The sequence below is a fragment of the Mucilaginibacter flavidus genome (genome assembly GCF_024055575.1).
Classification (GTDB): domain Bacteria; phylum Bacteroidota; class Bacteroidia; order Sphingobacteriales; family Sphingobacteriaceae; genus Mucilaginibacter; species Mucilaginibacter flavidus.
On the sequence record NZ_JAMXOE010000002.1, the window covers coordinates 197,153 to 214,228 of the forward strand.

18 protein-coding genes are annotated in these 17,076 nt (G+C 43.2%); 12 read left to right on the top strand and 6 right to left on the bottom strand.

Features of this window, described 5'->3' with window-relative positions:
- Positions 1-23 precede the first annotated feature (23 nt).
- The 11 genes from NAF19_RS05220 to NAF19_RS05270 all read left to right on the top strand — a co-directional run bounded on the left by NAF19_RS05220 (position 24) and on the right by NAF19_RS05270 (position 8,047).
- Positions 24-806 (top strand): YceI family protein, encoded by a 783-nt coding sequence (locus tag NAF19_RS05220; protein WP_252788759.1) that lies wholly within the window; start codon positions 24-26, stop codon positions 804-806.
- Positions 807-822: 16 nt separating this feature from the next.
- Positions 823-1,206 carry a hypothetical protein gene (locus NAF19_RS05225; protein WP_252788760.1) on the top strand — a complete coding sequence of 128 codons (384 nt, stop codon included), beginning with the start codon at positions 823-825 and terminating at the stop codon, positions 1,204-1,206.
- A 20-nt stretch (positions 1,207-1,226) separates the two neighbouring features.
- Positions 1,227-2,198, top strand: coding sequence for a DUF5777 family beta-barrel protein (locus NAF19_RS05230; RefSeq protein ID WP_252788761.1), 972 nt, complete (start codon positions 1,227-1,229; stop codon positions 2,196-2,198).
- A gap of 64 nt (positions 2,199-2,262) precedes the next feature.
- Positions 2,263-2,670, top strand: coding sequence for a c-type cytochrome (locus NAF19_RS05235; RefSeq protein WP_252788762.1), 408 nt, complete (start codon positions 2,263-2,265; stop codon positions 2,668-2,670).
- A 154-nt stretch (positions 2,671-2,824) separates the two neighbouring features.
- Complete coding sequence (locus NAF19_RS05240; protein WP_252788763.1) at positions 2,825-3,103, top strand: hypothetical protein; 279 nt, start codon at positions 2,825-2,827, stop codon at positions 3,101-3,103.
- A gap of 24 nt (positions 3,104-3,127) precedes the next feature.
- Positions 3,128-4,051, top strand: a complete 924-nt coding sequence (locus NAF19_RS05245; protein ID WP_252788764.1) for a 4Fe-4S dicluster domain-containing protein — start codon at positions 3,128-3,130, stop codon at positions 4,049-4,051.
- A 16-nt stretch (positions 4,052-4,067) separates the two neighbouring features.
- The gene (nrfD, locus tag NAF19_RS05250; protein WP_252788765.1) at positions 4,068-5,375 is read left to right on the top strand and encodes an NrfD/PsrC family molybdoenzyme membrane anchor subunit; all 1,308 of its coding nucleotides are present in this window, start codon (positions 4,068-4,070) and stop codon (positions 5,373-5,375) included.
- Complete coding sequence (locus NAF19_RS05255) at positions 5,359-6,234, top strand: hypothetical protein (RefSeq protein WP_252788766.1); 876 nt, start codon at positions 5,359-5,361, stop codon at positions 6,232-6,234. Before nrfD ends, NAF19_RS05255 begins: the two co-directional genes overlap by 17 nt.
- Positions 6,235-6,415: 181 nt before the next feature.
- Complete coding sequence (locus NAF19_RS05260) at positions 6,416-6,919, top strand: hypothetical protein (RefSeq protein ID WP_252788767.1); 504 nt, start codon at positions 6,416-6,418, stop codon at positions 6,917-6,919.
- Positions 6,920-6,983: 64 nt separating this feature from the next.
- Positions 6,984-7,415: a helix-turn-helix domain-containing protein gene (locus NAF19_RS05265; RefSeq protein ID WP_252788768.1), complete on the top strand. Its 432-nt coding sequence runs from the start codon at positions 6,984-6,986 to the stop codon at positions 7,413-7,415.
- A 221-nt stretch (positions 7,416-7,636) separates the two neighbouring features.
- On the top strand, positions 7,637-8,047 hold the full coding sequence (locus NAF19_RS05270; protein WP_252788769.1) for a VOC family protein: 411 nt from the start codon (positions 7,637-7,639) through the stop codon (positions 8,045-8,047).
- Between the two features lie 86 nt (positions 8,048-8,133).
- On the opposite strand, the gene corA is transcribed toward NAF19_RS05270, so the two are convergent.
- The 3 genes from corA to NAF19_RS05285 form a co-directional block, all read right to left on the bottom strand.
- Positions 8,134-9,261 (bottom strand): magnesium/cobalt transporter CorA, encoded by a 1,128-nt coding sequence (gene corA, locus NAF19_RS05275; protein WP_252788770.1) that lies wholly within the window; start codon positions 9,259-9,261, stop codon positions 8,134-8,136.
- A gap of 73 nt (positions 9,262-9,334) precedes the next feature.
- On the bottom strand, positions 9,335-10,006 hold the full coding sequence (locus NAF19_RS05280; protein ID WP_252788771.1) for an NAD-dependent epimerase/dehydratase family protein: 672 nt from the start codon (positions 10,004-10,006) through the stop codon (positions 9,335-9,337).
- A 103-nt stretch (positions 10,007-10,109) separates the two neighbouring features.
- Positions 10,110-11,831 (bottom strand): glycoside hydrolase family 3 protein, encoded by a 1,722-nt coding sequence (locus NAF19_RS05285; RefSeq protein WP_252788772.1) that lies wholly within the window; start codon positions 11,829-11,831, stop codon positions 10,110-10,112.
- A 115-nt stretch (positions 11,832-11,946) separates the two neighbouring features.
- On the opposite strand from NAF19_RS05285, the gene NAF19_RS05290 reads away from it, so the two are divergent.
- A complete protein-coding gene (locus NAF19_RS05290) occupies positions 11,947-12,612 on the top strand; it encodes a porin family protein (protein WP_252788773.1) in 666 nt (221 codons plus the stop codon).
- An 81-nt stretch (positions 12,613-12,693) separates the two neighbouring features.
- On the opposite strand, the gene NAF19_RS05295 is transcribed toward NAF19_RS05290, so the two are convergent.
- The 3 genes from NAF19_RS05295 to NAF19_RS05305 form a co-directional block, all read right to left on the bottom strand.
- Positions 12,694-13,662, bottom strand: coding sequence for a nucleotide-diphospho-sugar transferase (locus NAF19_RS05295; protein ID WP_252788774.1), 969 nt, complete (start codon positions 13,660-13,662; stop codon positions 12,694-12,696).
- A 215-nt stretch (positions 13,663-13,877) separates the two neighbouring features.
- On the bottom strand, positions 13,878-14,801 hold the full coding sequence (locus tag NAF19_RS05300; RefSeq protein ID WP_252788775.1) for a nucleotide-diphospho-sugar transferase: 924 nt from the start codon (positions 14,799-14,801) through the stop codon (positions 13,878-13,880).
- 366 nt (positions 14,802-15,167) lie between these two features.
- A complete protein-coding gene (locus NAF19_RS05305) occupies positions 15,168-17,000 on the bottom strand; it encodes an ABC transporter ATP-binding protein (RefSeq protein ID WP_252788776.1) in 1,833 nt (610 codons plus the stop codon).
- Between the last annotated feature and the right edge of the window lie 76 nt (positions 17,001-17,076).

Here is a 17,076-nt window from a genome sequence, read left to right on the forward strand (position 1 = left end):
AATCACAAATCAAACAAAACATTATGAAACGATTTAACAAAATACTGATGATCGCGCTGATTCTGATAAGCGGCGTTGGATTAGTTGTAAGCTGCACACACAAAAACGATCCTTTGCCGGCATCTGTATCAACTGCAGTAAAAATTTCACACGGCAAGCACATTCACCTTGCAGGGTTAACGTTGGGCGACACCACGCAATGGAAGTTTGACAAGGTACACAGCGCCGTTAACTGGTCAAGCCCATTTTTAGAAGTAGGCGCCGACCTCACCGGCAAATTTAACCAATTCGGCGTGGTTGATTTAAAAGATGCGCTTATGCAGAATTATAACACAACCAAGCAGCCATTGCCAGATACATCATGGGCATTTTACGAAAACGATCCCACTAAAACACATTTTGCCGGGTATATTCAAACCAACCAGGTAAATACCGGTGAGCCGGGTCGCGATGGAGGATGTTTAATTACAACATTTGGCACCACCAAAATTGTAGCTGGCACACAAAACCTTACAGCAGCAAATGTAGCCCATATAAAAACTACTTCTGTTGTGTTCGACCCACTTAGCAATGGTTACATAGCCACTTTCGATTTTACATGGCAGGGAGGAGGATCTGCACCTGTTACCCAATCAATTAGTGGTAAATTAACCTATATACCCGAGACATTGGTACCAGGGGCCACCTACAGCGATTTTGGATTAAAATTAGAATTCCAGATAAACAAAGCTGATTTCGGTGTAAACAACACCGAGGTTGCCGACAAAGTGAACATAGTAGTTAATGCCAACTTTAATAACAAATAGTTAACAACCAATTACGATGAAAAGATTTATAATAATTGCCGGTGTCTTCATTGTTATGATAGTCGGCGTTACAAGCTGCTATAAAGATGTAGTGTTGCCAAAAAAGGGCACCGACCCGAACGCTCCACCTGTACAATACAGCTATAAAAAAGATATCGCCCCTTTGTTTAACACAAATTGCGCGTTGTCGGGCTGCCATGTAGCAGGAGTACAAGCACCTGACCTGGAAACAGCTGTGTCATACAACAGCCTGGTTAACGGCGGATTTGTCAACACCATTATTCCAACCCAAAGCGATCTGTATATCATGATCAATGGAAACATGCAGGTACACATTCCAGACGCTGCCGACAGGCAAAAAGTATATGACTGGATTAGAACCGGCGCCCTCAATAATTAAGTGACTTAAAAAATAACGACGTGAAACTAACAATAAAATCACCAACCCGCCTGCTCAAAGCAGGCCTGTGCATGGTCTGTTGCCTAATGCTACACCAGGTATCCGTTTTTGCACAAGACACGGCGGCGACCGCAAAACAAGCGGTTACCCCGGCGAAAGCCAAACCGGTAAAAAACACTTTTCAAAGTGTTTGGATTATTGACAATCAAACTGTGATGGTGCCTGTGAAAGGGACATTCGAGATGGATATTCAGCATAGGTTTGGTACAGTTGACAAAGGCTATAGTGACTTTTGGGGACTGTTTGCTTCCTCAAACATACGCATCGGCGTTGGCTATGCACCTATTAACAATCTTAACCTGGGTATAGGAATCGATAAGTTTGACATGCTGTGGGATGTAAGCGCAAAATACGCTATTCTTAAACAGACGAACGGCAAGTACCCGGTAAGTATCACCTACTATGGAGATTTGGCAGCTGACACCCGCAAAGACGTGGGTAACGCCCTTTTCGCCCACCAGACAGATCGGTTGATTTCTTTTAACCAATTGATCATCGCCCGTAAGATTAATGATAAATTATCATTACAGGTGGCACCAAGTATTACCCACCAGAACTCGGTACAGGGTTATTACACAAAAAACGACAGTACCGGCCAAACCATCTTCCAACAAATGAAGCATGACCATTTTGCCATTGCTTTTTCGGGAAGGTACAAATTAGGTGATGCAACTTCTGTGTTAGTCAACTACGACCAGCCTATTACAAAGCATGGCACCAACAACCCCAATCCCAATTTATCCTTTGGGTTTGAGTTTGCCACAAGTGGCCACACTTTCCAGTTATTTATGGGTAACTATACCATGTTAAATCCCGGAAAAAACAACCTGTTTAACGCAAACAGCCCTTTTGCCTATACGCAAGCCGATGGCACCAAAGTTAAAGGCGGCAAATTTGTTATTGGCTTCAATATCACCCGTTTGTGGAATTAATCCAGGGATAGTATCGACAAGCAATATTTATGTTTTAATCACCAATACTTAAATGAAAAATTCTATGAAAATTAAATTAATGTTAACAACTTCGGTATTTGCCGCAAGCATGGTCAGCGTCGCGTTTACCACGGCGCAGCAACCCAAACCATGGCCCGTTCCCGAAAAGAATGCAAAAATGGCCAACCCGGTAAAATCAAGCAAAGAATCAATAGCTGAGGGGAAATCGTTATGGAATTTACATTGTGCATCGTGCCATGGCAAAACAGGCTTGGGCGACGGTAGCAAAGCAGCGCAGCTAAAGACCCAGCCCGAGGATATGACAAAATCAGCCTTGCAGGCACAATCAGACGGATCTTTATTTTACAAGATTTCTGAAGGGCGCAACGATATGCCGAGCTTTAAAAAGAAGATTCCGGAGGCCGAAGACACCTGGAACGTGGTGAACTACATACGTACGCTAAAAAAATAGCGAGCTTTAAAATAAAACAAACCGGCTTTATACAACCTGGCTGGTTTGTTTTATTTCATCAAAACAATGCAATGTAATGCACCTGTTTAACGGCACAATAAGCGCCGGGGGCATAAGGTATGTCCTTTTACCACACCCAATTAAGTGTAATAAAATGAATAATCACGAGGAATTAACACCGACAAATTCAGCATCGCGCCGAAGGTTTGTTTGGAAAGCCGGTGCCATCACTGCATTCGCAGCTATGGCCGCATCACTGGGGCTACCGCTTTTCGGAAAAAAGAATAAGGCACTCCCGCAAACCCCGGTTAAATGTGGTACGGTAAGAATGCTGACACAAGATGGACGGCTGGTTGATGTTGATGCATCGCTGTTAACCGCCAACCGCAAAAAGGTGACAGACACCGAACTCAAAAACTGGATAAAAAAATAAAAGATACCCCTTAATAAAATTAAGATGGAAAATAATTCGAGAAGAGACTTTTTACTAACCGGCTTAATAACCGCCGGCCTGGTATCAGGTTGTACGCCGAAAACCGACCCTTTTGAGGCCGGCGCCAGTGATGTTGCCCTGCCCTCAGGCAAAAAGGTAAAACTACTTTCGGTTGACGGGGAAGAAATAGAGGTAGATGAGGCATTTTTAAAACCCGTGCCCCATATCCCGCCTGTTAGTAACACCGAAGCACGAATTGGCATCCCCGGAAAAAAGTTTGTAATGGTAATTGACCTTTCGCGGTGTAAAAACCTGAAGAAATGCCAATCAGCTTGTAACCATGCACATGAATTAAACCCCGGCGAAAACTGGATTAAAGTGGACCCAATGCAGGATGCCGAACATACCGCGCCCTATTGGGAACCAACTACCTGTATGCATTGCGATGAACCGCCCTGTGTTAAGGTTTGCCCGGTTGACGCAACGTTTAAAAGGCAGGATGGTATAGTTTTGATTGATAGCGACCGCTGCATAGGCTGCCGTTTTTGTATGGCCGCTTGCCCGTATTCAGCCCGGGTATTTAACTGGGGCGAACCGGAAATTGCACCAGCTATAGCCAGTCAGCCATATTCGTGCGAAACCAGCGTACCACAAAAAAAGGGTACCGTAGGCAAATGTGATTTCTGTGCAGATATGACCCGCATGGGCGAATTACCGCACTGTGTTTCAGCATGTCCTAATGGCGTTTTCGCTTTTGGGGATATCAACCAGGATTCGGTAAGCAACGGCGCCGAAACTTTCCGTTTCAGCGACCTGATTAAAGACAAAGGAGGCTACCGCTTAATGGAAGACCTTGGCACCAAACCAAGCGTTTATTACCTGCCGCCGGTAAGCCGCAATTTCCCTTTCGAATCGGGGCTTGAAAACGATAAAGAGCAGAATAAATAATATTAAATAGTTAAAAGTGGAAAACTCAATAACAGATGAAAAAATAATAGCCGACCTCTTGCCCCAAAAGTTTGGTAAGGCAGGTAAAATATGGGTTGGCGTATTAACGGTAATTTGTTTGATAGGATTATTTGCCTATTACCGCCAGTTACGATATGGTTTAATAGTTACCGCCATGCGCGATTATGTATCGTGGGGTATTTATATTTCAAACTTTGTATTTTTTGTTGCCATAAGCCTGGTAGGGTCGTTAATAACGGCAATATTCAGGTTAGCCGGTGTAAAATGGGGCGCCCCCCTTACCCGCATCGCCGAAATTATAGCTGTAGCGGCTATCATTTTTGCATCGCTTATTATCATTGTAGATATGGGTAGTCCCGAACGGTTCTATTACCTATTCACCCACGGACGTATCCAATCGCCGATCATTTGGGACGTTATAGTAATTACAACCTATTTTTTTATCAGCATACTATTATTATACTACCCTTTGCTGCCCGATATTAAAATATTGCTTCGCTTTAAACAAAAATCAGGCAATGGGTTGCATAAGTTTTACAACTATATCGGCTCATTCTGGCAAGGCACACCCGCCCAGTTTAAACTAAGCGAAAAGGCCATCAATATACTTTGTATAACTATTATCCCGGTGGCATTTACTATCCACACGGTTACATCATGGTTATTTGCCACAACCTACAGGCCGGGCTGGGATAGCACCAACTTTGGCGCGTACTTTATTGCCGGCGCATTTTTGGTAGGATCGGGCGCCGTTGTGGTTGCCATGTACGTTTTCAGGAAAGCCTATCATCTTGAAAAATATATAACCGAAATCCATTTCGAAAAAATGGGCCGTGTGGTTGTATTACTATCGCTGCTTTACCTCTATTTTAACATGAACGAGTTTTTAACGCCGTTTTTTAAGATGAAGAAATCTGAGGAAGGGTATCTGAACGGACTTTTTAGCGGCGACTTTTCAGTGGTCTTCTGGTTCGCAATTTTAATAGGTATCATCATCCCGGTAGTTATTTTACTATTCAGGCAGGGGCGCAAACCGCTGCCGATGTTTATAGTGGGTATTATGGTGATAGTAGGCGCATGGTTTAAACGTTACTTAATTGTAACGCCAACCCTGCTTAACCCATTCCTGCCTATGCATGATGTGCCGGCAAGCTACCATCATTATTTTCCAAGCTGGGAAGAATGGGCCATAACCATGGGCTCGTTAGCCGGGGCACTGTTGATTATTACCATACTGGCCAGGATATTCCCTATCATCCCAATTCAGGAAACTTTAACCGAACAACATGAAAAGGCTATATAAAAATTTTAGCGCACTATTGGCACTTGCTTTAGTATTTGCAGGCTACAATACCTTTGCGCAGGCTACCCCGAAAGGCGATTTAAGCATTGCGATTAATTATTTTGTTGACAACAACACCGTGCCTTCGCTGTTGGTTAGGGTAAAAACTAAAGTTAACGGCAGGTTTCAACCCGTTGAAGGCGTAAGCGTTAATTTGTTTTTAGACAAAGACTCCGCCGGAACTGCCATTGGTCGCGTTACTACAAACAGGAAAGGCGAAGCAAGTATTTTTATCCCGGTATCGGTAAAAAAACAATGGGCTACGTCAGTAAAGCATACCTTTTTAGCCACCTTTAAAGGCGATAAAAAGTATGAGGAAGGTAAGGCTGACTTAACCGTAGCACGGGCGAAAATAGTATTAACTACAGCCGACAAAACCATAACCGCCACGGTTTTAGAATTAAAGGACACCACCTGGACACCCGTAAAAGGAGTTGAACTAAAAATCGCTATAAAACGCCTTGGCGGCGATCTGCCTGTTAACGAAACCCCAACGTTTACAACCGATTCAACCGGGCAAGCATCCGCAGATTTTAAACGACTGGGCATGCCGGGCGGCAAATCAGGTAACCTTACACTTATAGCCAAGGTTGAGGACAATGAATTGTATGGCAATTTATCGGTTGAGAAGACCGTAAACTGGGGCGTTAAATTTACGCCGGTAAACACCTTTAACAACCGCACGCTATTCGCCACCAGGGACAAAGCACCTATCTGGCTGCAGCTGATATCTTATTCTATCTTATTCGCTGTTTGGGGAGTCCTGGTTTTCCTGGTATTTAATATAATTAAAATAAGAAAAATAGGCGGGCAGGTATAGCAAAAATGGTGAAAATAAATAAGGTGACCGGCTGATATGGCTGGTCATTTTTTTTGACTACTGGTAAGCCCCCAAATATTTAACGATCGCACGATAATAGCTGTAATTAGTCTGCCTGTATTAAACTTTATGTATTATTTATCTATTGGCTTTTTTATTAGTTTATTTTTATATTTAAAACATGAAAAAAATATATACCCTTATTATCGCGCTGGTAATTACAGCAGGTATTGCTAATGCACAGGATGGCTGGGTTACCCACGTTGCCGATAACAGGGTATCAGTTAAATTTCCGGTGGAACCCAAAGAACTTACACCGGGCTCGTTTATCACTACCGATAAAGCCGGGGTAGCTTACGTTTTCACAGTGGTTGATTTTGTGCAGGTAGCAGGCATCGATTCGGTAGCCCTCGCCCCCATGAAAGCCACAGCGGAATTTGCCGCCCAAATAAAAACCGGGCTATTGCAGAGTCTGCCTGGCGTTGATATGGCCGATTTTACCATTGGCACTTACAAAGGATTCACCAGCTACACCTCTACGGGTACAGATGCTGCTAAGAAGAAGTATGATATGTTTATGTTTATTATAGGCAATAAATTGTACAGCGTATCAACAATAGCAGCCGAAGGTTTACCTACAACAGGGCATGATACGTTTCTGGGCTCTGTGGTGGTGAAGAACTGAAAGGGCTAATTTGAATATTGCCGAAAGGTTTGGAAAACGTATTTTTGATAATCAATGATATTTAATGTCCGTACCAAACTTGCCAAAAATCTATCTCTACCGCCGCATAGTTTACGCCAAACTATTCATTGATAATAACTTTGCCGATAAGATAGATTTGGATAACATTGCCGACGAGGCCTTTTTTTCAAAATATCACTTTATCAGGCTCTTCAATTCCGTTTATAATAAAACCCCGCACCAATACCTTTCATTTGTTCGGATTGAAAAAGCCAAGCAGTTATTAGCAACGGATATGCTTGCCGCCAATGTTTGCTACGCTGTAGGCTTTGAAAGTGTGACCTCGTTTACCGGGCTATTCAAGCGCATGGTGGGCCAAACCCCATCTGCGTACCAGGCAGCACAACACCAGCGACAGGCAGCCATTGCCGATGCGCCATTAAAATTTATCCCCAATTGCTTTGCCGAGAAAAAAGGTTGGACTTTAGTTGATTAGAGGTTAGTTAATCAGAGATCAGAAAAAAACGCGCTGTGAAATAATAAGTGTTTGATTGACTTGCAATAGAACGTGTCTGAAACTTCGCAATCTTTTATCCGCTGCCATTGCAGCTCCTAATCTCTAATCTCCAGCCTCTAATCAACTAATCACAATCGCAATTTCGGAGAAGCCCCGCACCAAATCTATCCTCACCTTCGCTTTATCAAAACAAAAGAACAATGATTACAAAAATGAACCACGTAAGCGTCTTCGTCCTGGACCAGGAAAGCGCTTTTGATTTTTATGTAAATAAGCTGGGCTTTAAAGTACATACCGATGCGCCGATGGGACCCGGTATGCGATGGCTGACTGTTTGTCCGCCGGATCAGCCGGAGCTGGAAATTTCACTAATGTCGATTGACGAGGGAATGATGTTTAGCAAGGAGTCGGCACAGCAAATGCGCGATTTGGTAAGCAAAGGCACCTTCGGCTTCGGCGTATTTGAATGCGACAACCTGCTGGTAACTTACGAAGAACTAAAGGCCAAAGGTGTTGAGTTCACCAAAGCTCCAACCCAGGAATTTTACGGTTTCGAAGCGCTGTTTAAAGATGATTCAGGCAACTGGTTTTCATTGGGGCAGAAAGGGTGATTTGAAGATTTGACGATGTGTTAATTTGAAGATTCATTTCATTTTCAAACTAACACATCTCCAAATTATTTTATTTTCAAATCAACTTACAATTTACTAAACCACCCTTTTTTCCAAAATACAACTACTTGTATAACCCCTATAAGTATCATGCCGCCAATAGCGTAAATGTAGCCATGCGGGCTATACAACTCCGGCATGTTATCAGGCATTACCTTATTGGTCACCGGGTCGGTGCGCGAAAAGTTCATACCATAAATACCGGCCACAAATGTGAGAGGGATAAATATTACCGAGATAATGGTCAGCACCTTCATAATCTCGTTCATGCGGTTGCTCACCATGGATAGGTAAATATCCATAATGCTGCTGGTTATTTCCTTGTAGCTTTCAATCAGGTCCATTATCTGGATGCAATGGTCGTACGCATCCTTCAAAAACATCTTTACTTCGGCGTTTATGAGCGGGCTTTCGGTGCGTAGCATGTCGTTTATTTTATCGCGCTCGGGCCAGCAGCTGCGGCGTAAAACTATCAGGGTGCGTTTTAGCTGTTGCACGTCGTACATAATAGTTTTATCGGCGCTGGCATACAGGCGGTCTTCTACAACATCCAATTGGTCGCCAAGCTTGGCCAGCAGGGCAAAATAACAATCGAGTATAGTGTCGGTAAGCGCATAGCACATATAGCCGGCTCCGGCGGTGCGGATGGCGCCTTTGCCTGCTTTAAGCCGGCTCTTTACACCCTCGAAATTTTCTTCGTGGGTTTCTTCAAACGTAATGATGATGTTATCCTTCACCAGCGCCGAAAACTGGTGGTTGGTGAGCTCGTAATCCTTAGTGAACATTATCATCCTGCTCACAGCAAATACGTAGTCATCATATTCATCAAACTTGGGGCGCTGGTGTATATTGGTAATATCCTCTAATACAAGCGGGTTGATGGTTAAAATAGACCCTATTTCTTCAATCAGTGTGGCATCGCCCAAACCGCGCACCTGTATCCAGTGAGTATGGTCCTGGCATTTTTTAAACTGGTCCAGCACAACCTTTATATTTTTGCCTTCACTGCTTACCAGTTCTTTGGTATTGTACGAGTAAACCGAAATTATTGGCTTTAAGGCATCTTCGGGGATGACGATGGCGCCCGGGCTATCGCCAATATTGCCAACTTTTCGTCGCGGGTTGTAGCGGATTCTTTTTCCGGATATATTCATGGGGTACTAATTACGTTTTCAAAAACTGAAATTAGTACTTTTTGTTTCTGTGTTGATAAAATGTATGAAAAAATTAACTCCCCGGCGCTGCAGCATCCTTAATGTCCTTAACCTCCAAAACATTGCTTTCATATCCAAATAAGGTAACGTTTATCATTGCCTGCCCAACCTGGGCTATGGTACTTACCGAGTTCGGCACTACCAATTTTAAAATTGGATACAGCCAGCTAAAATATTTATAAAGTTTCAGCGTATTTTTAGCTCCCGGCGCAGCCTTCATAAATCCCGGGCGAAAATTAAACTCCTGCTTAAAGGGCAGTTTCTTTAAATCGTTTTCGGTTTTACCCTTTACCCGCGCCCACATCTGCCCGCCTTTTTCGGTACTATCGGTGCTGGCACCTGATACGTAGCAGAAAGTCATGTCGTTATTTAACCGGCTTAAAGTTTCGGCAACATGTATGGTTAGGGTATAAGTAAGCTTATAATATTCCGGCTCCTTCATCCCAACGGATGACACACCCAAACAAAAGTAACAGGCATTGTATCCCACAAGCTGATTTTCAATCGAACTCAAATCAAAAAAATCAGCATGGATAATCTCCTTTAGTTTTGGGTGAACCACACCACAGGGCTTGCGGTTAATAACCAAAACCTCTGTTACCTGCGGGTGTTGCAGGCATTCATCCAATACCCCCTCGCCAACCATGCCAGTGGCACCGGTTACGATTGCCTTTATGTTTTCCATATTTTCGAATTATACTTAAGAGTCAAGATAAAAAGAATATCCGATAGTAGGCCTCCTTTCTCCTGTCTTGGCTCTTGGTTCTTGATTCCTGGCTCTATTTTTCTTACAAACCTCCTCTCATCCCGGTTGTAAAATCCTTATTAATAGTTACAGGCAACCTGCCTGTTGGTTTTAGCTGCTGCGTAATTACTTTTACCGCCGAGCGCTGCAGGGCATCAGTCATTTGGTAGCAAACCAGCAATGCGCTGCATTTTTCAATACCTGGCAAATCGGCAATGGTGTAGGCATTGGCAAATAGGGTAATTACCGTATTGTTGTGTGCTGCCAGGCTGCTTATAAATTGTTTAATATCCGCGCTGTAATCCAGCTTACTGGCCGGGCGCGCGCGGGTATCATTAATACTTACATACACCTGGTCGTAATCCTTCAGGCTCGTCAATATATCATTAAGCTCGGCTGCTGTTGATGTTTTGCCAATGTTAAACCACCTGTTATAAGTATACCATTTTGCCAATTCCGCCTGGAAAACCGTCCCCTCCGCACCTACGCTTACCAATGCAGTGCGGTGCAAAGGGATCATTTGTAAACCTGCGGCGCTGCCTTTTACAAGTGTTACCGCCGCATCACTCAATTGCTGAATAAGGTTAGTGGCCGCGGGCCGGTGCAAATCTTCGGCCAGGTGGTTAATATCTGTTTCGTGGTATTGATTTAAGCCGGCCCAATATTTGGCTGCAAGCACCTTTTTAACTTTGGCATTAAATTCTTCCTTTGTGATTTTATGTTTGCGAATGGCCTTGCGGATTTTCTTTATCGCCCGCTCAGAGTTTTCCGACAATTCAATTATGTCATTTCCGGCCAAAAATGCCCTTAAGTCTGCTTCGCCATCCGGAAAATACTTTATTACCGCTTTCATCTCCATCGCGTCCGATACCACCAATCCTTTAAAACGCAATGAGTCCTTCAACTCGCCGGTAACAATTGGCCGCGAAAGTGTTGAAGGAAGGTTTTTAGTGGTATCAAGCGCCGGTATGTTCATGTGAGCTATCATCACACCGCTTATATCGGCGTTTATTGCCTGCTGGAAGGGATATTCCTCCAACGAGTCCAACCGTTGCCTTGTAAAGGGTAGGAGCGGTAAGTCAAGGTGCGAGTCCACATTGGTATCTCCATGACCGGGAAAATGTTTGGCCGTGGTTAAAATACCGGCATCCTGCATACCCTTAAAATAGGCAATACCCTTGGCGGCAACATTATATTTATTATCACCAAACGATCGGTAGTTTATCACCGGGTTGTTGGGGTTATTGTTTACGTCCATATCCGGCCCCAAATTCATTTGCATGCCCAGCCGTTTAAAGTCGTACCCTACCTGCTCCCCCATTTTATAAATAAGGCTGTTGTCCTGTATGGCTCCCAAAGTCATTTGGAAAGGATACGATATTGTAGAGTCTATCCGCATTCCTAAGCCCCACTCCCCGTCCATTGTTATTAACAACGGCACTTTTACCAGTTTTTGGTAATTGTTAATTAATTGTGCATGCCGCACAGGTCCGCCCTGGAAAAACACCACGCCGCCCAATTGTTCATCCTTAATTACTTTTGCCACCGAGTCTTCGTAGGCCTGCCCCCTGTCGGTATGGGCACGCACAAAAAACAGCTGTGCAATCTTTTTCTTCCGGCTTAGCTTTTTAAAAACAGAATCGACCCAATGGTTTTGGTGGTTTAATGATTGTATATAGCTATCCTTTTGCGCAGAAACATTGAGCGAAATAAAGCAGAAAACGAGTACTGCAATATATTTTAAATGGTGTTTTATTAATGCCATGGGCCAAATGTAGTTGAAATATGATTTTTTAGTGAGCAGCATTCATAAAAAAAACAATTACGAATAAACCTTTGTATTGTTTTTTAATCTATGAGATATATCAAACAAAAAACACATGAAAAAATTACTCTTTTTTACTATATGCCTGCTGGTTGCAGGTTCAGTAAGCGCACAGGGCTATTACTCGGGCCATCGTCGTGCGGTTAGGCGTTCGGCTCCGCGCAGCTCAGCAAGCGATTTTTACCGCACCAGGGTTGGGATTGCAGGCGGCTTTAACTTTGCCGATGCTGTTGACGCCTATAACTCAAATTATTCAACAGCTGGCATTACGGCATTCCACGTGGGCCTTACGTTAGACATCCCTGTAGCTTACCCGCTGTCGTTCGCACCCGAGGTTTTATACTCACAAAAAGGTTATGCAGCAACTACCACTGATGGCAACTTTACACAGCGCAGCAACTTTATCGATGTGCCTTTACTGGCAAAATTCAGGCTGTCGCCATTTTTTAATTTCGTAGTTGGTCCGCAGGTTTCGTTCCCTATATCAACAACAAATACATATGATAACGGATTTAACGGTACCGCACAGGATCACTACAGTACTACCCATGACCGTACTGTATTAGATGGTGTGATTGGCGTTGGTGTTGATATAAATCCCAACGTTGAAATACGTGCCCGTTATACTATCGATTTTCAACAAACTGATGATAATGCTTATTATATCCCCGGTTACCGCAACGAAGTTTTCCAATTGGGTATTGGCTTTAAGTTCCAGTAAAATTGGTGAGTGGTAAGTTTCGACTGTCCAAAACAATAAAGTCCTGCAGTTTTTTCCTGTGGGACTTCATGTTTTACGATCTTACTGTAGCGCCGGGTTTATCCTCATCCTGGCTTTAAACCACCTTTTAACCCTGCGTCTCAGCAAATTATGCTTCCGCTCGCGCTCATTAATATCAAAGTCGTGGATTAATGTATAATTGTCAGCCTGTGTCTCCGGCAAAAAAATGTGTGGGTGTACTATTGCCGGCAAACTCCCCAGTGGCAAATTAGCATATGGGCTATCGGTGTCAACCGTATGGGTCGAGTCGGGCCCGAAACCTAAATTTGCTATCAGGTTAACATTGGGTATAATGCAAAGGCCGTGGTTAAAATAATTTAAAAAGCCTAGCTGATAATCCCAGGTATCAATCTTGCCCGCCTTTAGCTCTTTAAACACATGCTCGAGCGCATCAATTATGTACCTGTTTGCAAACACCTTCCCCATCTGATTTCTAAACTCACTTTCCGGGTATCGCGTTAATTCTTTATCGTAATCCTTCCAAACCCTACGCCAGCCAGCCCAGCCCCATACATGGGTTATGTTCGAGAAGTAATAGCTGGCATCGCCCCATTTTTTGCCATGTTGCAAATTGCAACCGGCTATATGCCTCACCCGTGTATCATGGCGGTATTTTTCCAAAAGGGTATCGCAATAATTAAAAAAATCGTCAGCAGGTAAACAATCATCCTCTAAAATAATCCCTTCTTCTTCCTGTTCAAAAAACCAGTTTATTGCGCCGGCTACAGCCTCTTTGCAACCAAGGTTTTCGTCCCGCCAAAGTGTTTTCACTTCACAAGGCCAGTTAATTAAGTTAACCACGCTGCGTGCGTCGGCGCAAAGTTGCTTTTCGTTGGGTTTGCCGGCGCGCGGCCCGTCGCCGGCCACATATAAACGCGACGGCCTGGCCTTTTTTATCTGGTTAAAAACCTGCATTGTTGTACCCGGTCTGTTGAATATAATAAATAACACCGCCGATTTTACAGGTTCAGGAACAGAGGTAACTTTCATGTTACAATATTGGGTAAAAACATTACAAGAGCGCTATTATTTTAAAGATAAATATCGCCCTAAAACCTATTAATATTAACAACAGCATGCTCAACCGCTAAAGGTTTAAAACGCTGTCGATATTAACTGTTACGACAGGCGGTATCGATACGCTACAATGTTTGAACGAAATAATTCCGCGGGGGGCAGAGGTTGAAAAGAAAACAGCAGCAGTATTACATTGCCGCGTTATTAAATGAAGATACAAACCAACGTTTTACCCTTCTTTTCAGCGCATTTTGTTTGCGCCGTTGTTGTTCAATGTTAAAATCGCGGTTTATTATCGTTAGGTCGGCACGCTTTTCCGGAAGTATGAAAACGGGGTCTGTAATTTCGTCTATTTCGGCCACCGGCAGGTTCGCATAAACACTTTCGGTACTGATAGTATTGGTAGCATCGCCACCGAAGCCAATGTTTGATATCAAATTTTTGTTGGGGATTATTACCAGGCCGTTGTTAAAAAAGTTTATGAAATCGAGCGGGTACGCCCATGAGTTTACTTTGCCAGCTTTTACTTCCTTAAAAATATTCAGCCAGCTTTCAACCACCAACGGATCCTGGTAAACATTCTGCAAGCGTTCCCTTATTTCAGGTTCATCATATTTGCTAAGGTGTAAGTCGTAGTCGTTCCATACGCGCCTCCTGCTTGCCCACCCCCATATATGTACGCGGTTTGAAAAATAGTAGCTGTATTCGCCCCATTTCTTTCCCAGTTGCAGGTTGCAGCCGGTGATATGTCTGATACGGGTATCGTCGCGGTATTTTTCTAAAAGGTTGTCGCAAAATTTAAAAAAGCTGTTCGATGGTAAACAGTCGTCTTCTAAAATAATACCATCCTCTTCATTATCAAAAAACCAGGTTACCGCTGCCGAAACGCCTTGCCTGCAGCCCCTGTTTGTTTCATTAAAAAGGGTTTTCAGCTCACAATCCCAGTCTATCCTGTCAATAATAGCCCGTGTTTGTTTACATAATAACTCATCGGTAGCATTATTGGGGCGCGGAGCATCGGCGGCAACGTATAAACGGGCTGGCCTGGCGGCCCTTATTTGTTCAAAAACGCGGTTGGTGGTATCGGGGCGGTTAAAAATCACGAACAACACGGCCGACTTAGTTTGATACGGGGTAATTAGTAGATTGATACATAGCAAATACATTATAATTGGCAACCCAAAACTCTGTAGAATATTTTATTGCTACGGTAACAATCTGAATGCAAAGCGGTTTATAAGAATATTGTTACAATAGTATTTAAACATCTTTATCATTTTTCAGGATGCTGTCGTACGTGGTCTGCATTCCAGCACCTTAATTAAAAAGTATAGCCTCAAGTGGTTTTGCAGTAAAAAATGGTCGATACCAGCCACTTTTGCTTTCAACAAACAAAAACAACCAATGTTTAAAAAAAATAAATTATTGGTTAATCACCTGGTAGCAGGTGCTAACCGGGAATGATGCATTTGCGGCTACTACCCCGCAAATGTTTGCATATCAATAAGTTTACGGTATAGCCCGTTATTTTCAAGCAGTTCAAGGTGGGTGCCTTGTTCAACAATTTGCCCGCTTTCCAGCACGATAATGATATCGGCATTTTGTATGGTGCTTAACCTATGCGCAATTATTAGCGATGTGCGATTTTTCATCAGGTTGTTGAGGGCATCCTGCACCAGCTTTTCCGATTCGGTATCCAGTGCCGATGTAGCCTCATCAAGCAGCATTACAGGCGGGTTATTCAGCACGGCACGGGCTATACAAATGCGCTGGCGCTGACCGCCTGACAGCTTGGTACCGCGGTCGCCAATGTTGGTTTCGTAGCTTTTTTCTGTTTCGATGATAAAGTTATGGGCATTGGCAATTTTGGCTGCGTTTTCAACGTCTTCCCTGGTAGCATCAGGTTTGCCAAACGCTATGTTATTAAAGATCGAATCATTAAACAATATGGATTCCTGGTTTACAATGCCCATCAACGCTCTCAGGGAGTCAACTTTAAGTGCTTGTATATTTTCACCGTCAACCAAAATCTCCCCCCCCTGCGGTTCCATAAACCTTGGGATTAAATCCATCAAAGTCGACTTACCGCCGCCAGAAGGCCCTACCAGCGCAACAGTTTTTCCTTTAGGCACAATTAAGTTAATGCGCGTTAAAACTTCTCTTTCTTTATAGCTGAATGATACGTTTCTAAATTCGATTTTTTCGTTAAACCCATTTACAGCAATTGCATTCGCCGCATCAACTATCATAGGTTTTTCATCTATCAGTTGTAAAACCCTTTCTCCAGCGGCAATCCCCTGGTGTATATTACTAAATGAGTCGGATATGGCTTTAGCCGGTCGCATTACCTGCGAAAAAAATGCGATATAAGTAATAAACGCGGGGGCAGTGAGGGGAGAGTTGTTATTTAGCACCAGGTAACCGCCATACAACACAATAATAGCAACCATCGTTATCCCAAAAAATTCAGAAACAGGCGATGCTAACTGCTGCCGCCTGGCCATGGAACGTGTAATTCTTGAGTATTTTGTATTTTCTCTGTCGAACCTGTTTTTTATAAATTCAGTGGCATTAAACGCTTTTATAATTTTTATCCCGGATAAGGCTTCATCAAGATAGCTTATCATATTACCATAAGTTTGCTGCGATGCAATTGCCTGGGCTTTAAGTTTTTTAACAATACGTGAGATAACAAATGCCGATACCGGTATTACCAGTAACGAATAAAACGTAAGCTTTGGTGACATATTAAATAACATGCCCATAAAAAACAGCAGCGTTAAAGGTTCTTTGAATACAACCTGTAATGTTGAAGTTACCGAAAATTGAACCACCTGTACATCCGATGCTATTTTCGAAATAATGTTCCCCTTCCGCTCATTATTAAAATAGCTCAGGTGCAGATTCATCACATTATTAAAAACTGCACGCCTAAAATTCAAAAGTGTGTGCACCCTAAGGTTCTCCATGGTACGCTGCGACAGGTACCTAAACAGATTGGCCAATAGTGCCGACATAACAATGGCGCCACAAACAAACTCCAGGGCGCCCCATTTGCCGTAGTGCTCAATCATGTACTGTACGTAGTAATTAAAATTCCCCATAATGTCAAACCATGATGGCTTTACCATTGCAGCGGTAGGAACATCACACTTTGGGTTTTTACCCGAAAAAAGCGTTTGCAGTAAGGGCGCCAGTAGCGCCAGGTTTAATGTGCTGAATATTACAGAGAATATAGTTGTAATTATATACGGTATGGCGAACTTTTCAATTGGCTTGGCAAAAGATAGCAGCCGGAAATATGTCTTCATTAAAAACTATAAATAAAAATGCAAAGTTAACAGTAATTAACTAATATATACCCCACAAAGTATACCGGCGCTTGCC

Excerpts from the sequence above, each read along its gene's own strand:
- NAF19_RS05220 (WP_252788759.1), top strand. The coding sequence starts at position 24 with ATGAAACGATTTAACAAAATACTGATGATCGCGCTGATTCTGATAAGC.
- NAF19_RS05225 (WP_252788760.1), top strand. The coding sequence starts at position 823 with ATGAAAAGATTTATAATAATTGCCGGTGTCTTCATTGTTATGATAGTC.
- NAF19_RS05235 (WP_252788762.1), top strand. The coding sequence starts at position 2,263 with ATGAAAATTAAATTAATGTTAACAACTTCGGTATTTGCCGCAAGCATG.
- NAF19_RS05240 (WP_252788763.1), top strand. The coding sequence starts at position 2,825 with ATGAATAATCACGAGGAATTAACACCGACAAATTCAGCATCGCGCCGA.
- NAF19_RS05245 (WP_252788764.1), top strand. The coding sequence starts at position 3,128 with ATGGAAAATAATTCGAGAAGAGACTTTTTACTAACCGGCTTAATAACC.
- NAF19_RS05255 (WP_252788766.1), top strand. The coding sequence starts at position 5,359 with ATGAAAAGGCTATATAAAAATTTTAGCGCACTATTGGCACTTGCTTTA.
- NAF19_RS05260 (WP_252788767.1), top strand. The coding sequence starts at position 6,416 with ATGAAAAAAATATATACCCTTATTATCGCGCTGGTAATTACAGCAGGT.
- NAF19_RS05265 (WP_252788768.1), top strand. The coding sequence starts at position 6,984 with ATGTCCGTACCAAACTTGCCAAAAATCTATCTCTACCGCCGCATAGTT.
- NAF19_RS05270 (WP_252788769.1), top strand. The coding sequence starts at position 7,637 with ATGATTACAAAAATGAACCACGTAAGCGTCTTCGTCCTGGACCAGGAA.
- corA (WP_252788770.1), bottom strand. The coding sequence starts at position 9,261 with ATGAATATATCCGGAAAAAGAATCCGCTACAACCCGCGACGAAAAGTT.
- NAF19_RS05280 (WP_252788771.1), bottom strand. The coding sequence starts at position 10,006 with ATGGAAAACATAAAGGCAATCGTAACCGGTGCCACTGGCATGGTTGGC.
- NAF19_RS05285 (WP_252788772.1), bottom strand. The coding sequence starts at position 11,831 with ATGGCATTAATAAAACACCATTTAAAATATATTGCAGTACTCGTTTTC.
- NAF19_RS05290 (WP_252788773.1), top strand. The coding sequence starts at position 11,947 with ATGAAAAAATTACTCTTTTTTACTATATGCCTGCTGGTTGCAGGTTCA.
- NAF19_RS05295 (WP_252788774.1), bottom strand. The coding sequence starts at position 13,662 with ATGAAAGTTACCTCTGTTCCTGAACCTGTAAAATCGGCGGTGTTATTT.
- NAF19_RS05305 (WP_252788776.1), bottom strand. The coding sequence starts at position 17,000 with ATGAAGACATATTTCCGGCTGCTATCTTTTGCCAAGCCAATTGAAAAG.